Source organism: bacterium, assembly GCA_021372615.1.
In the GTDB taxonomy this organism is placed as follows: Bacteria; Armatimonadota; Zipacnadia; order Zipacnadales; family UBA11051; genus JAJFUB01.
On sequence record JAJFUB010000061.1, the window covers coordinates 1 to 16926 of the forward strand.

Below are 16926 nucleotides of genomic sequence, written 5' to 3' on the forward strand. Positions count from 1 at the left end.
TGTCTGGCGGTGTGGTGCGCGGCGTCGCTATCTGTAGCGGCCCCGGCGGCCGGCCTCCCCTCCCAGGAGGGGCTGCCGCCTGAACTGGTCATCGCGCCGCAGCCCGCACTGGCCGAGCAACTGCAGGTGCTGCAGGGCCTGCGCACTTGGAGCGAAGCCAACCGCCCCAAGGGCGGCGGCTTCCTCGACGGCCTGGCCCGCATGTTCACCAAGTCTTCGCAGCCCGAGAGCGTGCAGGCCCAGTGGCTCGTGCAGACCCCGGACCTCTTCCGCGGGCGTCTGGTCGAGGTCAGCGGCCTCTACCAGGCCGCCTCGGCCGAGGTGGCCACGCTGCAGACTGAGGCCGGCCCGATCCGCCTGTCACTGCCGCAGGGCGTAGACATACGCGGCATCAGCACCTCCTCGCCCCAAGGCTTGCCCGTGTCCGTCACCGGCACGATCGAGTCCGCCGGCTCCATCCCCCAAGTCCGCGTCTCAGTCATCAAGCCCTCCGACTGGTTGGTCCTGCTGCGCATCGGCCGTCTGCAGGAGCTGCTGACCCAGCCCGAGGCGGCTGAGAAGACCTACCAGGCCGCCGCCATGCCGGCGGCTCGCAGCACCTTCGCCGGCTTTGCCCGGTCTCGCGCCGGGCTCATCGCGTACGACCGGCGGCAGTTCAAGGAGGCCCGGAACTACCTCTCGGCTGCCTGGAACACCTTCGCCGGCACCGACCGCCAGGGGCGCCCGAAGGCGTACACGTGGGTGCCGCTGAGCGACGGGACCGGCTGGGAGAAGCTCCCGGTGACCAAGGCCATCGGCGGGCCGCTCGACAGCATGAGCCGCAGCGACTTCTGGTATCGGTTCATGGAGTTCTTCGTGATGCTGGCCGGCAACAGCCCGTGGTTGGGCGTGGTGCTGCTGGCTGTGGTCAGCCGCGTCATCATCTGGCCGCTGACCAAGAAGCAGTTGGCCTCCGCCGAAGCCATGAAGCGCCTGCAGCCGCAGATCAAGGCTCTGCAGGAACGCTATGTGGATGACAAGCAGAAGTTCCAGGAGGAGTTCTGGCGGCTCTGCCAGGCCAACGGCGTCAACCCGCTGGGTGGCTGCCTGCCGATGCTGATCCAGATGCCCGTGCTGATCTTCCTGTACAAGGGCATTCGCGAGTACATCGTGCAGTTCGATGGACACAGCTTCCTGTGGGTCAAGAACCTGGCCGCCCCCGACCTGCCGCTGCTGGTGCTGTACACGCTGAGCATGATCCTGTTCCAGAAGATGACCCAGAAGCTGCAGCCGACGCCGACGATGAACGCCCAGCAGGCGCAGCAGCAGCAGATGATGACGTACATGATGCCGGCGATGTTCTTCTTCATGTTCCAGTCCTTCCCGGCGGCATTCCTGCTGTACTGGGTGGCGACGAACGTCGTCTACTTCGTCCAGCAGTACGCGTACACCGCCGCGATGGCCCGGAAGGAGCGGGCGGGTGAGACCGAGAGCCTCACCCCCACCACTCCCAAGGAAGGCGGCTTCGCGGGGGCCATGACGCGGATGATGGCGCAGAAGTCAGAGGCCGAGACCAAGAAGTCGGCGACGGACGACAAGCAGAGCTTCCACGAGAAGCAGGCGCAGGCCCAGGGCAAGAAGACCGCCAAGCCGGCTGACAAGCCGGGCGGCAAGCAGCGACCCAAGAAATGAACCTGAGCGCCCGGTGCGGCCACCGCCGCCCGGGTGCGGACGATAAGGGGGTCCTACCCCAGTGCAGACGGCAGTGGCGACCGGCAAGACGCTCCAGGAGGCCCAGGCGGCGGCTCTCGCCGAGTTGGGCGCCCCGGCGGATGACGTGCAGTTCGAGGTCCTAGAGGAGCCCCGCAAGGTGCTCGGCTTCTCCACGGGTGAGTACAAGGTCCAGGCGACCCTCAAGTCGCCCGACGGCGCGAGCGCCGAAGAGGCCCCGGCGGAAGAAACGCTCGGCGCCCCGCCGGTGCAGCCCATCACCGACCTGGCGGCCGGTGGCGGCGACCCGACCCAGCAGATCATCGCCCAACGTGCGGTGGAGTTCCTCGAGGAGACCACCCGCCTCATGGGCCTGACGACTGATGTGGTGGTGGTCGCGCAGGAGCCGGGCGAAGTCAGCGTGGAGATCCGCGGCCAGGGCCTCGGCATGCTGATCGGCCGGCATGGTGCGACGCTGGACGCGCTGCAGATGCTGGCTGCCGTGGTCGCCAACAGCGGCTTCGACCATGGCGCGCGCGTCGTGGTGGATGCGGAGAAGTACCGCGAGCGCCGCCGTGAGCTGCTCGTCGAGATGGCCCAGCAGCAGGCTGACAAGGCTAAGGAGAGCCAGCAGGAGGTCGTCATCCCCGACCTGAAGCCCTTCGAGCGCCGCATTATCCACCTGGCGCTCAAGGACGATCCGGAGGTCGAGACGTATAGCGAGGGCGAGGGCGACGACCGCTGCATCGTGATCTCACCGCGCAACGCGTAACGCCCTGTCCCCCCTCTTCCCCCCTTCTGTAGAGCTCACTCGCCCAGGCTTAGCCTGGGCGAGTTTCGTTTCGGGGGGCCATCGGTCGAAGTGGTGGTGCTAGTCGACGAAGATATCCACCGGGCGTCCGGCCATCGCCTTGGCGTGCCCGTCCATGAAGACGACGTTCGTGAAGCTCCACTTGGGCATGCCATGCAGGAATGGTGCGTTCTGGTTCCAGTAGAAGGCCCCGAACACGTCGCTCCACATCCACAGCCCCGGGTCCGAACTCATCGTCAACTGGCGCGGCGGGTGGCGTGTGAGGAAGGGGCCGGTGTGGGCGTGGATGCCGTACATGGACCAGAAGTAGTACCCGATGTTACCCGCGCTCCAGTTGGCGGGCGTGGGCTCCAGCAGGGCGTTATAGGGGACCAGCCCGGAGATCGAGGGGCAGTAGAGGATCTGGCTGTTCTTCACGTACGGAAGCAGGCCGCTGACGACGTCGAGCAGGGGGTTGCCCTGGGTGGCGCCCACCGGCAGAATCTCGTCGTAGTCCTGAGCGTACCCCATGGTGGCGACCGCCAACTGGCGGAGGTTGCTCAGGCACGAGGTGCGCCGGGCGGCTTCCCGGGCCCGGGCGAAGACGGGAAAGAGAATGGCTGCCAGGATCGCGATGATGGCGATGACGACGAGCAACTCGATGAGCGTGAAGCCTCGTCCGCGCACGATGTGGTGCATTTCCGTTCACCTCTCGCCGATACCCCGGTTCGTATGATACCCGCACGGTCTACGCGGGCGTCGCTGTTTGTCGGGGAGGGATGCGGACGAAAGAGGGAAGTCCCTGCTTGGTGCGTCGAATTGATACAGAATGATACACGAAGACGAGCCGCGTGGCCAGGGGAGTGGCCATGCGGCTCGTGCATACGTGGGGCTTGGCTAAGCCGCCACGTGGCGGCCAAACTTGTTGTCTATACTATTCTCCCCCGGACGGCCGAATCCTCCTGGGCAGGGCACAGGAATCAGAAGTTGTCTGCATCCGGCGGCTTGGGCACCTTCTGCAGCCCCACGCACAGGCTGGATAGCTCACTGACCCGCCACTGCCCGCGGTCGTCGGCCACCATGATGCAGGGACGGTCATTCACCCCTCCGGTGGACTTCACCCACACCGTGCAGCGCTTCGCGCCCGCCGCCAGCGGCGACCTCAGGTACGCATCAGGCTGGAAGTTCGCCGGATCCACCTGGTAGCCGTCCTCCACCTTCGTGCCCTTGACGTAGGAGCGCCAGATGTAAGCCTTCTCTGCCGACAGCGGCACATAGCGCGTGATCAGGCTCATGTCGCCGCCCTGCAGCAGCGCCGTCATGATCTGCTTGCCCGGTGCTTCCTGGCCGGCCAGGTACAGGAGCACGCCGTGCAGCAGCTCCTTCCACACCCACAGCGGGTCGGTGCTCTGAGGGATGTCGCCAGCGGCGATGATCGGCTCCACCGGGGGCCTCACACCGACACACAGTGAGCTGAACTCACGAGCCTTGTACTCGCCACGGCTGTTGCGCTCCAGGAAGAACGGGCGCGGGGTGTCCGCCCCCGACGAGCACACGGAGATCTTGACCACCTTACCCTCCTCATAGTCGTCGAAGGGCTTGAGGACCACATCCTGCAAGGACAGCTCGTACTTGTTGGGGTCCATCTGGTACTTGTTCTCGGGTGTTGCCCCCTTGACGTAGCTGCGCCAGATGTACGGCTTGTTGTTGAGTGAGTCCACGAAGTAGTTCATCGTGGACTGCCAGTCCTTGTCCTTGGTCATCTCGGTGATGAGTTGGACCCCGAGTGTCTGGTCGCCCCCCAGGTACACGAAGACACAGTCAAACCAGAGCTTCAGGCCGCCCTCAGGGGTCTTGGCTTCGGTCGGGATGCGGGCCTTCAGCTCGTCGAGGGACTTGGGCAGTTCGGCCCACGCCATCCCTCCCGCCAGCACCAGCAGCAGCACGACACAGATGAGCGTGCGCATATGGGACCTCCCGCAAGACAGTGGTATAGGGATGTTCGCTCTGGGGCGGCCGCCACCTGCTTGCGCCCGCCCCGCCCCCACCGCCATGGCACGGGTAGGATTCCCGTGTTGGCGCGGCCAACTATGGCGCATGTCCAAGTGAAGGTGGTGGTCGGCCGTGACGGGTCTCCGTGTCGGGGCGATCTTGCTGTGTCTGGGGGTGTGCGGGATGCTATCTGCCGCGCTACCGGCGCTGGAGAGCGCCCAGTCCTTCCCCGAACTCAAGGTGCCGCAGGGCCAGGCGACCGATGTCACGGTGCCGGCCCTGCCCATGAAGCCGGGGAAGATCACCATCCTGGGCTTCCGCGCGGTCATCGTGAGCCGTGGGCCCGCAGGCTGCAACTACAACCTGGCGCTGCAGATCAACGGGCAGCCCACGAGCCGCTTCACGGCCTCGGGCACGGAGCGCCTGGTCGGCCGGTCACCCTCGCTGGAGCTGGTTTCGGGCGCCATGGGCTTCCCGGTCTTCAGCGGCGACAAACTCATGATGATGTTCGCCCCGAGCACCGACCAGGGCGACGCGATGACCTCAGACGGCCTGGGCGCGACGTTCGCCCTGGACATCACCGACGTGGCCCGTGGGGTGGATGGCAACACGCTCACCTTCCGCAACGTCCTGCCAGGCAAGATGGATGCCGGCTTGGGTCACCTGCAAGTCACGGACCTGACGGTCGGCTATCTGGACCGGGCCAAGCTGCCGAAGGTGCCCAGCCTGGCCCCCAGGCGTGGCCGCATCGGACAGAGCACGATCAAGGGCCCCTTCCGCATCGGCCAGGCAAAGGGCGGGGGCTTCAGTGTCTCCGTGGGCGGGCAGGAGCTGCTGGTCGAGACAGCGCTGGGCATGAAGTCCTCGACGCCGGCGGCGCTGGTAGCCGAGGATGCGCCCCAACAGGGCGGGGTACAAGCCCCCGGTACGGCCGGCGCGGTACAAGCCCCCGCCCTACAGGCTGTGCCCGGCAAGCGTCTGGGGGTCATGGCCGACTGGCCCGGCCTGCGTCTGGAGCGCACCCTCGAGGTCCAGGACGGACTGCTGCTGTGGCATGACCGGTGGACGAACACCGCCGGCGAGCCGCGGGCAGTGCCCTTCCGCTACCGCTTCTTCTTCCGCGAGCAGGCGACACAGTTCCACGTGGGCGGGTCGTCGGACAACACCGCGCTCCTGTGCTCGGCCTCCAACGCCACGCTGTTCATGCAGCCGCTCGGCCAGGGCAATGGCTTCGGCATTACGGCCGAGAGCGACTGGCTGCGCCTGCTGGCCGGTTGGAGCGGCACGGGCGACCTCGGGGAGGTGTATAGCCGGTGGCTGGCCCTGCCGCCCGGCAAGAGCATTGACTTCGACCTGTCTATCGCGCCGGTCACCGATGGCGGGGGCTACTGGTCCTTCATCAACGGCGTGCGGCGGCGCTGGGGCATGGACAAGACGACGATGCCGGCGCCGATGTTCTGGGGCTTCGCGCGGGCGCAGGCGGCCGACCAGGTGGCGTCCATCAAGAAGTCGCTGGGCCACCTCGGCCCGATCATCGTGTGCATCGGACCGTGGCAGCGGCTGGAGCCGGACGCGCGGGTGGTGACGGCCGGGAAGTACCCGAAGCTCGCGCCCGACGCGCCCCGCGCACCCGGTCTCTGCCCGGATCTGGATGTGCAGGCCTTCCTGACCTTCCAGCACCGCGAGCCGTACTGGGACAACGTCAAGTCGCTGACCCAACTGATCCACGACAACGTGCCGGGCGCGAAGGTCATCGAGATGATCCACCCCTCGATGGAGACGGTCTACAAGCCCCTGCAGGACAAGTGGCCGATCGCCCCGGATGCCATCAAGACCGCGGACGGCAAGACCTTCGAGGAGGCACACTACAGCCGCGCCTGGTTGGGGACCATGACCAAGCAGGACTGGGGCGTGCTCTACTACAGCCCCCATGACGGCGGGCCGCAACTGCAGGCGCTGCTGCAGGGCATCCGCAGGGGCATGGATGACTGCAAGCTGGACGGCATCTACTCCGACGAGTTCTCGTGGGCCTTCAGCCGGGGCTACAGCCGCTACGACTACGGCCGCGAGGACGGCTACTCCGCCGACCTCGATGAAGACGGCAAGTTCGTCCGCTTCAAGTGCGACAACGCCTGGGTATCGCAGCCATCGCAACTGCAGATCACGGGCGAGGTGCTCCAGCGCGGCAAGTTCTTCCTGGGCAATGGCGGCAACGCCCTGAACAGCCTGTTCCGCCTGCCGATCCAGCGGTTCATCGAGGGCGGCAACGGCGTCGGCCAGATGAGCCAGGGGCACCTGTCAGCGGTGCCGCTGGTCCTGGGCAACATGGGCGATGAGAAGACGGTGCAGGGGATCTTCAACAGCGCGAAGCTCTGCCTGCAGCACGGCTGCATCATCTCGCCGATGGCCAGCAACCTGCTGCTGGAGGGGGACGACAACTTCGTCTGCAAGCAGTACCCGCTGACGGTCCTGGAGCTGGGGCCGGGCTTCGTCATCGGTAGGGAGCGGCTTATCACGACCGTCACCCGCTCCTTCGACTGGCCCGCCGCGGGCGGAAGGGTCAAACTGTACCGCTACGACAAGTCCGGCACGCGTGTGGATGCGGAGGCGGAGGTGACGGTGGCGCGGGGGAAGCCGATCTCCATCCTGGTGCCCGAGGGCGGGATGGTGATCGCGGAGAGGTAGGGGCGGACTCGTTGCCAGTCCCGTTCATCCTTCATCCTTCATCTTTCATCCTTCCGAGGTCTCCCATGTCCAGCCTCATCGTTCAGTACTTCCTCAACCACCGCCTCGACCACGATGAGCTGCGGCGGCAGATGCGCGAGATCGCGCAGGCGGGGTATGAGGGCGTGTATGCCCATGCCCGCGCCGGACTGCTGACGCCGTACTTCTCCGAAGGCTGGTGGGCGGCGCTGCGGGTGCTCGTGGAGTGCTGCCGGGAATTGGGTCTGCGGCTCTGGATCTGGGACGATGACTACTTCCCCAGCGGGCCCGCCGGCGGGCGCGTGGTGTGGAGCGACCCCTCGCTGGCGGCGCGGGAGCTGCGGTTCAAGGTGGAGACGGTGAAGTGGAGCCCTCGCGGCGTGGGAGGGGTCACCGACCCCGAGAGGTCGCGGTCGGTGACCGCTCCCACGACGCCCCTCAACGCCATCGAGGTGGACTTCGAGGCGGGGATGCTCGTGCGGGCGTATGTCATCCACGAGGGAGCCATCACGGACATCACGCGGTTCTGTGGCACCCGCAAGCAGCAGTGGGGGCCGCGGTATGTGCTGCACCGGGCGTATTCGCCGGATATCAACCGCGTCGGCCATCCGCACTGGCGGACAGCCAACAGCGTCAACCGCTTCGCGGTGGTGTGGACGCCGCCGGAGCCGGGGACGTACACCCTCGTCGGCGTCACGACCGGCGTGTCGTCGGAGACCCACCCGGACTTGATGCGGCCGGAGGGCATCGCGCGCTTCCTGGAACTGACGCACGAAGAGTATGCGCGTGAGTTGGGCGAGGAGTTCGGCAAGGCCATTGTCGGGTCGTTCACCGATGAGCCCAGCCCCGGCGCGTGGTTGTTCCCGTGGAGCGACGGCATGGCGGAGGAGTTCCGCCGCGACCACGGGTATGATCTGCTCGACCATCTCCCCCACCTCGCGCTGGACCTGGATGAGCGCACGCCGACCGTGCGCCATCACTACCGCCAGACGCAGCACCGGCTGGTGAAGGCCAACTACGTGGACCAGGTCGGCGCGTGGCTGCACGAACACGGCCTGCAGCACGTGGGGCACCTCACGCGGACCGAGTGGCTGTCACTCGCGTCCGTGTGGTGGCCGAATGAGCTGCGGTGCTACCAGGGCATGGACATCCCGATGGCCGACCCGCTGGGGGCCGGCTGTGCCTGGCCGGAGGCGGCCGCCTATCACACCGGCCTGAAGGTCGTGTCGTCGGCGGCCCACCTGTTCGGCAAGCCGCAAGCCGGTGCGGATTGCTTTGCGGTCATCGGCGATGAGACCAGCCTGCGCGACCTGAAGTTCCTCGCGGACTACCACCTGGCCATGGGCATCAACCACTTCGCGGTCCACGGGTGGAGCTACTCGCTCGACGGCCCGCGTAAGGATGAAGTGCCGCCCTCGCTGGGCTACCAGCACAGCGAGTACGCGCAGATGCGCGTGCTGTGGGATCACGTACGGCAGACGGCTGAGAGGCTGACCGGGGGCGAGCACGTCTGCCGGATCGCGGTGCTCTACCCGTCCACGAGCCTCGCCTGCCAGGCGCGTCCCGGCGTGGACTGGATGCACCTGCCGGACGAGACGCTGATCCACAACCTGTCCGAGCAGCTCCTGTCCCACCATCGCGACTTTGACCTGATTGACGAGGTGACGCTGGCGGAGATGGTGGACGACGAGGGGTGGGACTTTGATCTGGTTGACGGGGTTACGCTGGCGGAGGTGGTGGATGCCAAGGACCGGCTCAACGCCCCAGAGCCGTACGAGACCATCATCCTGCCCTACCTGCGCTACGTGGACGCGGAGGCGTGGGCAGCACTGGAGCGCTTCGCGAGCACCGGCGGGCGGGTGATCGCGGTCGGTTACGAGCCCAAGATCGTAGGGGCGCCCCCGCGGTGCGCCCGGCCAGAGGAGGGCGCGCCGCGGGCGCGCCCCTACGCGTTCTGGCCCGAGGCAACGCCGGAACTCGTGCTGTCGCTGCCGGGCGTGGACGTCACCGGCGAGGGGGCAGCGAACGTCTTCGTCCTGCAGCGGCGCCGCGAGGGCCGTCGCCTCATCTTCGCCTTCAATCGCGCAACCGCGCCCTTCGCCGGCAGCATCGCGGGTGAGGACGTGTGGATCGCTCCACGCAGCAGCGTACTGCTGTCGGATGACCCAGCGCTGGCCGCGAAGGCACTGCCGCCGCCGGCGACTGACCCGCTGGCGGACCTGTCGAGCGACTGGGCCGTGAGCTTCCCGGCCAACCACCTGCCGCTGAACTTCTGGCACGTGCTGCGGCCGGGGCAGCCTCCCAGCGCGAGCTTCACCTCCGGGGCCACGTATGACCTGATGCAGCGGCAGGCCGACCCCGCTCCCGAGGGCGAGGAGCCCGTCATCTATGCCTGCCGCTTCATGCTCACCGGCGACGTGCCCGACGCGCGCCTGGTGATCGAGGACAGCACCGTGAGCGGGGAGTGGACGTTGCGCGTGAACGGGCACGCCATCACCGAGTGGCGGCGTGAGCGCGTGACCGACTGCTGCAACCTCGTGGCCGACGTGGCGGGGGCGTTGCGGACCGGGTCGGCGCCGACACTCAATGTGGTGGAGATCACAACGTCCGGCTCGGGACGAGGGCTGCACGAAGTCCCGTACCTGTACGGGAGCTTCCGCGCGGAGTACCGCTACGCGCACCTCTCGTTCCCGTTCCTGGAAGGCGGGAGCGTCACGGCGTTGCCGGTGCTGCAGCCATGGCCGGCGCTGGGCTATCCGACGTTCTCGGACACGGTGGCATACGAGCGCGACCTGACAGTAGCCGAGGGCGGGGGCTTCGTGCTGGACCTGGGGCGTGTGGAGGATGTGGCGGAGGTGGAGCTGGATGGCATCCCCGTGGCCACGCTGGCGTGGGAGCCCTATCGGTGTGCGCTCGCAGGGCTGACGGCGGGGACGCATCGGCTGACGGTGCGCGTGACCAACGCCCCCGCGAACCGCAACCGCGCGGCGATGCAGCCGGCAGGGCTGCTGGGCCCGGTGAGGCTGCACGCTTCGAGTTAGTCGCCGGACGCTGCTTCCTCCAGCGCCTGCTCGGCCCACTGGCGCCGCGTCACGAACGTCAGCACCACGAGGAACGCGACCCATCCTGCCGCCAGGGCCCAACCGATCCCGGCCAGGGGATACACCAGCCGTGTCACCGCCATCAGCGACAACAGCGTCACGGTGAGGATGGGGATCTGGCGCGTGAGTGTCCAGAGGCAGTGGCGCCCCTCGTAGGAGGCGATGACGCCGACCATCGGGAACACCGTCATGAAGCCCCGCAGTTGCTGCTTCAGGATCACGAGGCCAATGACGACGAGAGCGATGAGCGGCAGCTTGACGTACAGGGGCAGCGGGCTACGGTAGGACGGCTCGTCGCGATGGGGCATCAGCCGGATGAGCACGAGGGCGAACACCAACATGCCGGCCGCGCTCAGCCAGAACGCGGCCTCGCTGCCTGACACCCAGGGCGCCAGGGTCGTGGCAGCCAGGCAGTAGCCCGCTACACAGACAACGATGGCGACGACGATAGGCACGCGCAGGCGGACGCGGAGGATGTACACGCCGTAGCTGTAGCCGAGCAGAAGCAGTATCCCCAGGACGTTGCCCGCGTCCACACGCAGGCCCAGCGACAGTGAGGACAGCGTGAAGGGCACCGGCAGCGTCAGCAGGAACGCCTTCCAGCGCGGCTGCGGCACGTAGGCCAGCGCCGTGCCGTGGATGGATACGGCGACGATCAGCAGGATGTCCCAGCCGGTGAAAGACAGCGGGCCCAGGGCGAAGACGGGAGAGGCCAACGGAAGCTCCTTGGGGGCGAGAGCAGGGAGCTTCGCCGGCGCGCCCCGCGCGACCTGCCGCCTGTGACATGAGGAGGAGACGAACATGACCACCATGGAGGCCATCGAGCAGCGGTTCAGCGTGCGCAGCTATCTGGACCGGGAGGTCGAGCCCGACAAGCTGCAGCGGGTCATGGAGGCGGCGCGCCTAGCGCCGTCGGCCAGCAACAGGCAGGAGTGGCGCTTTGTGATCGTGCGCGACGCCGCGCGCCGCCAGGCCCTGGCCCAGGCGGCCGGACAGCCCTTCGTCGGCGCCGCCCCGGTCGTCATCGTCGCCTGCGCCGCCGACACCAGCCGCGTCATGCGCTGCGGCATGGCGTGCCACCCGATTGATGTGGCCATCGCGCTGGAACACATCGCCCTGCAGGCCACCGCCGAGGGCCTCGGCACCTGCTGGATCGGCGCCTTCGACCAGGAGGCGGCCCAGGAGGCCGTCGGCGCGCCCGATGGGGCTGTCGTCGTCGAGTTGATGCCACTGGGCTATCCCGCTGCGCAGGCCCCGCCCAAGAACCGACTGCCGATGGGCGAGATCGTGTTTGACGAAGTCTGGCGCTAGCAGCGCGTGGGCGCGGACAGGATGACATGACCATGCAGCTCGACCCAACCGACCACCTCACCGGCTTCGACCTCTGCGTCGTCGGGGGTGGGATGGCAGGCTACTGCGCTGCGCTCACGGCCGCGCGCGAGGGGGCGCGCACGCTCATCGTCCACGACCGTCCCGTGTTCGGCGGCTGCGGCAGCACCGAGATGCGCATCCCCTTCTCCGGCGCGGGCAGCCACAACCCTTCGGCCAATGAGACCGGCCTGATCCTCGAACTCATCACCGAGGAGCGCGCGCAGAGCCCGGACAACGCCGCTGACGGCATCGTCAACGCCGGCTGGGACCTGATCCTGTACGACAAAGCCCGCCGCGAGCCCAACCTGACGGTGTTGCTGAACACGCACGTCTACGCGGTAGAAGTGCGAGATGGGCGCATCGTCTCGGTCACCGCTACTCAGCCCGAGGCCGAGAAGGTCTGGCGGATTGAGGCCACGCTGCTCTGCGACGCCACCGGCGATGGCACGGTCGGCGTCGCCGCAGGCGTGCCCTGGCGCGTGGGGCAGGAGGCCAGTCATGAGTATGGCGAGCCGCTTGCGCCCCCGGAGGCCGAGACCTGGACGCTGGGCAGCTCCCTGATATTTCGCTCGCGCGACTGCGGCCGGCCGATGCCCTACACACCCCCACCGTGGGCGGCCTCGTACCCGACCGAGGAGAGCCTCAGCCACCGGTCGCACGGACGCATCGAGAGCGGCTACTGGTGGATCGAGGTCGGCTACCCGTTCGACAGCATCAAGGACGACGACGCCATCCGTGATGAACTGCTCCGGCATGTGCTGGGCGTGTGGGATCACATCAAGAACCACTGCGCCCACCGGGAGCAGGCGGCGAACCATGCGCTCGAATGGGTCGGCATGAGGCCGGCCAAGCGCGAGTCGCGCCGCTTCGTTGGGGCGCATGTGCTGACCCAGGCCGAGATCGGCCGCCGCGAGCTGTTCCCGGACCGCGTGGCCTATGGCGGCTGGATCATCGATGACCACACCAAGGGTGGGATCCTCGCCGCGGACCAGGCCCCCTCCTTCCACGGCACGGGCTTCGCGTCGTTCTATGTGGCGCCCTACAGCGTGCCCCTGCGCAGCCTCCACGCCGCGAACGTGCGCAACCTGTTCTTTGCCGGACGCTGCATGAGCGCCTCGCGGCTGGCGTTCAACTCGCTGCGCGTCCAGCGGACACTGGCCGTCGGCGGGCAGGCCGTGGGGACGGCGGCGGCGCGCTGCGCCCGGACGGGGCGGCTACCAGGCGACCTGCGGGCCGAGGACGTCGAGGCCGTGCAGCAGTCACTGCTGCGCCAGGACTGCTGGATCCCCCGGGTCCGCAACGCAGACGATGGCGATCTGGCGCGGCACGCCTGTGTCGCCGCCTCATCCGCATGGCCCTATGAAGCATTGCCCGCTGACGGCGGCCTGTCACTTGCGGCGCCGTTGGCGTGCCTGTTGCCCTTCGATGGCACCGCTGAGCAGGTGCGCGTGTTCGTGCGCAACGAGACGGCGAGGGAGGTCGCCCTGACAGGAACGCTGCACCCGGCAGAGGACATCTGGGACTTGCCGGCCCTGGAGCGCGAACCCGTGGGGGCTGTGGAGTTCCGGGTGCCGCCCGGGTTTGCGGGGCCACTCGTGGCGCGTGTGGCTGGACATCCTGGACAGCCCAGCGGCGTGTCCGGGACGTCGGCGCCCACGCGGGGGCTGGTCTGGCTACGGCTCGAGCCGGCGGAGGGCGTCACGTGGCTGCAGCAGTCGTGGGCGCCGCCGGGCATCATCTCGGCCCACCGGGAAGAGGGGCGCTGGGCTTTCGCGCCGGGGCAGTTCACGTCCTGGCGACCGCTGGCGGCGGACACGCTGCCTGCGGCGCGCGCGTACGAACCCGCGAATGTCATCAACGGCGTCTCGCGCCCGGAGCAGTGGACCAACGTGTGGCTGTCAGACGGTCCGGCCCCCCAGTGGCTGCGGCTCGACCTGCCCGAGCCGGCGGACCTTGGCCTCGTCCAGATCGCCTGGGGCCTGGACTTCCACCGCTCATTCTTCCAGATGCCGGCGTGCTTCCGCGCGCCGGAGTGCGCCCGGGACTACCGCATCACGGCCATCGGGACTGACGGGACGGAGCGCGTGTGGGCTGAGGTGCAGGGGAACTTCCAGCGTCTGTGCCGCCATCGGCGGCCCGAGGGCCTCCGCGGGGCAGTCTCTGCGGTGCGCCTCGGGGTGCTGGCGACTCATGGCGCCCCGCGAGTCGAGATAGACGAGGTGCGCCTGTACCGGTAGCGGCGCGATGGATCGCGCCGCTAGAGCTCTGCCAGCCGCCGCTGCGCCTCGGCCAGCGACTGTGCCTGCTCAGCCATCCCCGCCCACACGTCTGGCTTGCGCCCCAGGCGGCGGAAGATGTTGCCCATGTGGGTGCTCTGGGGACCCAGGCTGGAGCGCCCGACTTCGTCCCACTCCACCGGCGTGGCGATAGGCGCCCCGCGTGTCGCCCGCACCGAGTATGGCGCCACCCCTGTCTGGGCGAAGGAGTTGCGCATCACGTCCACGAGGATGCGGCTGCCGCGCTTGGCCTTGCGCGCCTCGATGGTCACCTCGTCAGGGCGCCGCGCCACCAGCACCCGCGCCACCTCTCGGGCAAAGCCCCGCACCTCGTCGAACCCCTCACGCCGGTCGAGGGGCACGATGACATGCAGACCCCGCGAGCCAGTGGTCATGGCGAACGACACCAGCCCCAGATCGGCCAGCAGCGCCCGCATCTCCAGTGCCAGGCGCTTCACGGCGCCGAAGTCATCGCCCGGCGGGTCGAGGTCGAAGATCAGACGGTCGGGGCGGTCGAGGGCGTCGCGTCGGCTGAGCCACAGGTGCAGTGTGATGCAGGCCTGGTTCGCCAGATACACCAGTGCTGCCGGCTCCTGGCAGATGACATAGGTCGTGTCGGTGCCATCCTGGTTGCGCACGGTCTCCCCCTCGATCCAGTCGGGGAAGTAGTCGGGCCGCTCCTTGTGGTAGAAGCCCTCGCCCGCCAGGCCATCCGGGAAGCGATGCATGACGACCGGCCGGTCGCGCAGGAAAGGCAGCATGGTGTCAGCGATGCGGGCGTAGTAGCGGATCAGGTCGCCCTTCGTCAGGCCGTCGTCGGGAAAGAAGACCTTGTCCGTGTGTGTGAGGTGTACCTCTCGGGCGCCCGGACGCATCATCTTCACCTCACGTGTGGCCACCGGGCGAGGGCCTGCGCCCTCGCCCGGTGGGTGTTCGTTCAGTTCCCGGGTCGGTTCAGTCGCCGGCAAGAGCCACGTTGACGATGCGCTCGATCACACGGATGCACTCGGCCTCGCCCACATAGACGTCACCGCTGGGACTCACCGCGATGCCCAGGTCATCGCAGAAGCCGGCGGTGTCGCCGCGTCCGTCGGTCCGGGTTGACGAGCCGGTGCCGGCCACTGTGGTCACAACCCCTCGCGGGCTGACCCGCCGGATGCGGTAGTTGTACCGATCGGCCACATACAGGTAGCCGTCCGGTCCCGCGGCGATGCCCCACGGGGAGCTAAAGCGCGCCGCGGTGCCTGAGCTGTCCACATACCCGCTCGCGTTTGTGCCCGCCAGCGTCGTCACGACACCGTCGGGCGTGATCCGGCGGATGCAGTAGTTGTACGTGTCCGCCACGTACACGGTGCCATCGGGGCCGACCGTGATGCCGCGCGGGTCGTAGAACTGGGCGGAAGAGCCGGTGGCGTCCACGTAGCCGCCGGTGCCGGAGGTGGAACCCGCCAGCAGGCCCACCTGCCAGTTCGTGGCGACCATCGGGTCGCCGCCGGTGTAGCGCAGCGTGCGCACGCGGTTGCCGCCGTCGCGCTCCAGAACGTAGACGATGCCGCCCGGCCCAACCGCGATGGCGGTGGGGTAGTAGAGCTGGGCCACATTGCCGCTGCCATTGGCGTAGCCCGAGGTGCCGTCTCCCGCAATCGTCGCCACCTGGTAGAAGGCCGGGTTCCACGGCTCCCAGGGCAGCGCCGAGGTCCAGCCGGTCTGGGGGCTGCGAATCAGCCGTACTCGGCAGTTGCTCCGGTCGGCGACGACCAGGAAGGTCGTGTCCGTGCCGGCCGGCAGGGAGCCGGAGGTCGAGAGGATGCCATCAGGAACGACGGCAATCCCGGCGGGGTAGTCGAACTGCGCCACGTTGCCCAGGCCGTTGACGTGCCCGGCAGTGCCCAGGCTGCCCGCGACCGTGCTCACGCGGCCGCTCGGCTCGATCCGCCGGATGGCGTTGTTGTCGACGTCGGCGGCGTACACCACGCCGTCACTGTCCAGGCTGAGACCGACGATGCAAGCGAAGCGTGCATTGGGGCCCATGCCGTCCACGAAGCCGTTCTGACCTGTCGTGGAGCCGGCCAGGGTGCGCACCAGCACCTGCGGTGACCCCTTGCCGCCGCTGCTGTCCTTGTTCACCCCCTCGGGCGGCGCGTACGGGTCCGTCGCCGCCGCCACCGTCACCGTGAACTCAAACGCCCCGACGCCGCTGGGCACCGCGAAGGTCCACTTCACCGGCTCACTCGTGGCCCCCGCCGCCAGGTCCGGGCACGCCAGGTACGGCCGCGGATCGCCCCCGCACCACGGCACCATCCCCGCCGCGTTCGCCAGCACCACCGGCTCGCTCGGCGCCGCCCCGATCTCCCCCAGCGGGAAGTACCCGCCGGCCGGCACCACCCGCCGAATGCTGCTGTTCCCGTTGTCCGCCACATACAGCGTCCCGCTGCTCGCCGCCGCCACCAGACGCGGCGTATGGAACCGCGCCAGGTCGCCGCTGCCGTCCGTCGCACCCGCCGCCCCGTTCTGCCCCGCCAGCGTCTGCACGATCCAGTTTGACGCGCTCCCGATGGCCGCCCCCTCCCGCAGCCGCAACTGCCGCAGCGTCCGCGCGTTCATGTCCGCCACCACCAGCGCCATCCCCCGCCCCCGGTCCGGCAACGCCGCCACACCATACAGCCCGTTGAAGGTCGCCACACTGCCCGCGCCGTCCGTCGCGCCCCCGCTCCCCGTCCCCGCCACCGTCGTCACCTGACCCGTCGGACGCACCACCCGCACCCGGTAGTTCCCCGCGTCCGCCACGTACACGTTCCCGTCCGCGTCCACCGCCACGCCCCGCGGGCCGTTGAAGGACGCCGCCGTCCCATTCCCCTCCGCAAACCCCGCCGTCCCCGACCCCGCCAGCGTTGTCACCAGGTAGTGTGACGGCAGCGTCCCGTCGCCGCTACTCAGCGCGATCCGCCGCACCCGGTGGCCCCCCTGCTCCGCCACGTAGATCACGCCAGCGGCGTCCACCGCC

Annotated in this window: 10 protein-coding genes and 1 pseudogene; 6 read left to right on the forward strand and 5 right to left on the reverse strand. The window is 68.5% G+C overall.

Annotation, left to right across the window (positions count from 1 at the left end; translation table 11 throughout):
* Together LLH23_09205 and LLH23_09210 are read left to right on the forward strand one after the other, a co-directional pair.
* Positions 1–1671 (forward strand): YidC/Oxa1 family membrane protein insertase (locus LLH23_09205; GenBank protein ID MCE5238657.1); only part of this gene is annotated, 1671 nt, incomplete at its 5' end.
* A gap of 61 nt (positions 1672–1732) precedes the next feature.
* Positions 1733–2461 carry a Jag N-terminal domain-containing protein gene (locus LLH23_09210; protein ID MCE5238658.1) on the forward strand — a complete coding sequence of 243 codons (729 nt, stop codon included), beginning with the start codon at positions 1733–1735 and terminating at the stop codon, positions 2459–2461.
* A 423-nt stretch (positions 2462–2884) separates the two neighbouring features.
* Here the strand turns inward: LLH23_09210 and LLH23_09215 are convergent.
* A pseudogene (locus LLH23_09215) lies at positions 2885–3178 on the reverse strand (DUF1559 domain-containing protein).
* A 281-nt stretch (positions 3179–3459) separates the two neighbouring features.
* Positions 3460–4446 (reverse strand): hypothetical protein, encoded by a 987-nt coding sequence (locus tag LLH23_09220; protein ID MCE5238659.1) that lies wholly within the window; start codon positions 4444–4446, stop codon positions 3460–3462.
* A 157-nt stretch (positions 4447–4603) separates the two neighbouring features.
* On the opposite strand from LLH23_09220, the gene LLH23_09225 reads away from it, so the two are divergent.
* A complete protein-coding gene (locus LLH23_09225; protein ID MCE5238660.1) occupies positions 4604–7156 on the forward strand; it encodes a hypothetical protein in 2553 nt (850 codons plus the stop codon).
* 65 nt (positions 7157–7221) lie between these two features.
* Positions 7222–10215, forward strand: a complete 2994-nt coding sequence (locus LLH23_09230) for a hypothetical protein (protein ID MCE5238661.1) — start codon at positions 7222–7224, stop codon at positions 10213–10215.
* On the opposite strand, the gene LLH23_09235 is transcribed toward LLH23_09230, so the two are convergent.
* Positions 10212–10991 carry a hypothetical protein gene (locus LLH23_09235; GenBank protein MCE5238662.1) on the reverse strand — a complete coding sequence of 260 codons (780 nt, stop codon included), beginning with the start codon at positions 10989–10991 and terminating at the stop codon, positions 10212–10214. The genes LLH23_09230 and LLH23_09235 overlap by 4 nt on opposite strands.
* An 85-nt stretch (positions 10992–11076) precedes the next feature.
* Between LLH23_09235 and LLH23_09240 the strand changes: the two genes are divergently transcribed.
* Positions 11077–11586, forward strand: a complete 510-nt coding sequence (locus tag LLH23_09240; protein ID MCE5238663.1) for a nitroreductase family protein — start codon at positions 11077–11079, stop codon at positions 11584–11586.
* A gap of 32 nt (positions 11587–11618) precedes the next feature.
* Complete coding sequence (locus LLH23_09245; GenBank protein MCE5238664.1) at positions 11619–13883, forward strand: FAD-dependent oxidoreductase; 2265 nt, start codon at positions 11619–11621, stop codon at positions 13881–13883.
* A gap of 20 nt (positions 13884–13903) precedes the next feature.
* Here LLH23_09245 and ligD read toward each other — a convergent pair whose 3' ends face one another.
* Together ligD and LLH23_09255 are read right to left on the reverse strand one after the other, a co-directional pair.
* The gene (gene ligD, locus LLH23_09250; GenBank protein MCE5238665.1) at positions 13904–14800 is read right to left on the reverse strand and encodes a non-homologous end-joining DNA ligase; all 897 of its coding nucleotides are present in this window, start codon (positions 14798–14800) and stop codon (positions 13904–13906) included.
* Between the two features lie 76 nt (positions 14801–14876).
* Positions 14877–16926: hypothetical protein (locus LLH23_09255; protein MCE5238666.1), on the reverse strand; the 2050-nt coding region annotated here is incomplete at its 5' end.

Coding starts and splice junctions, on each gene's coding strand:
- LLH23_09220 (MCE5238659.1), bottom strand. CDS start 4,446: ATGCGCACGCTCATCTGTGTCGTGCTGCTGCTGGTGCTGGCGGGAGGG.
- LLH23_09230 (MCE5238661.1), top strand. CDS start 7,222: ATGTCCAGCCTCATCGTTCAGTACTTCCTCAACCACCGCCTCGACCAC.
- LLH23_09240 (MCE5238663.1), top strand. CDS start 11,077: ATGACCACCATGGAGGCCATCGAGCAGCGGTTCAGCGTGCGCAGCTAT.
- LLH23_09245 (MCE5238664.1), top strand. CDS start 11,619: ATGCAGCTCGACCCAACCGACCACCTCACCGGCTTCGACCTCTGCGTC.
- ligD (MCE5238665.1), bottom strand. CDS start 14,800: ATGATGCGTCCGGGCGCCCGAGAGGTACACCTCACACACACGGACAAG.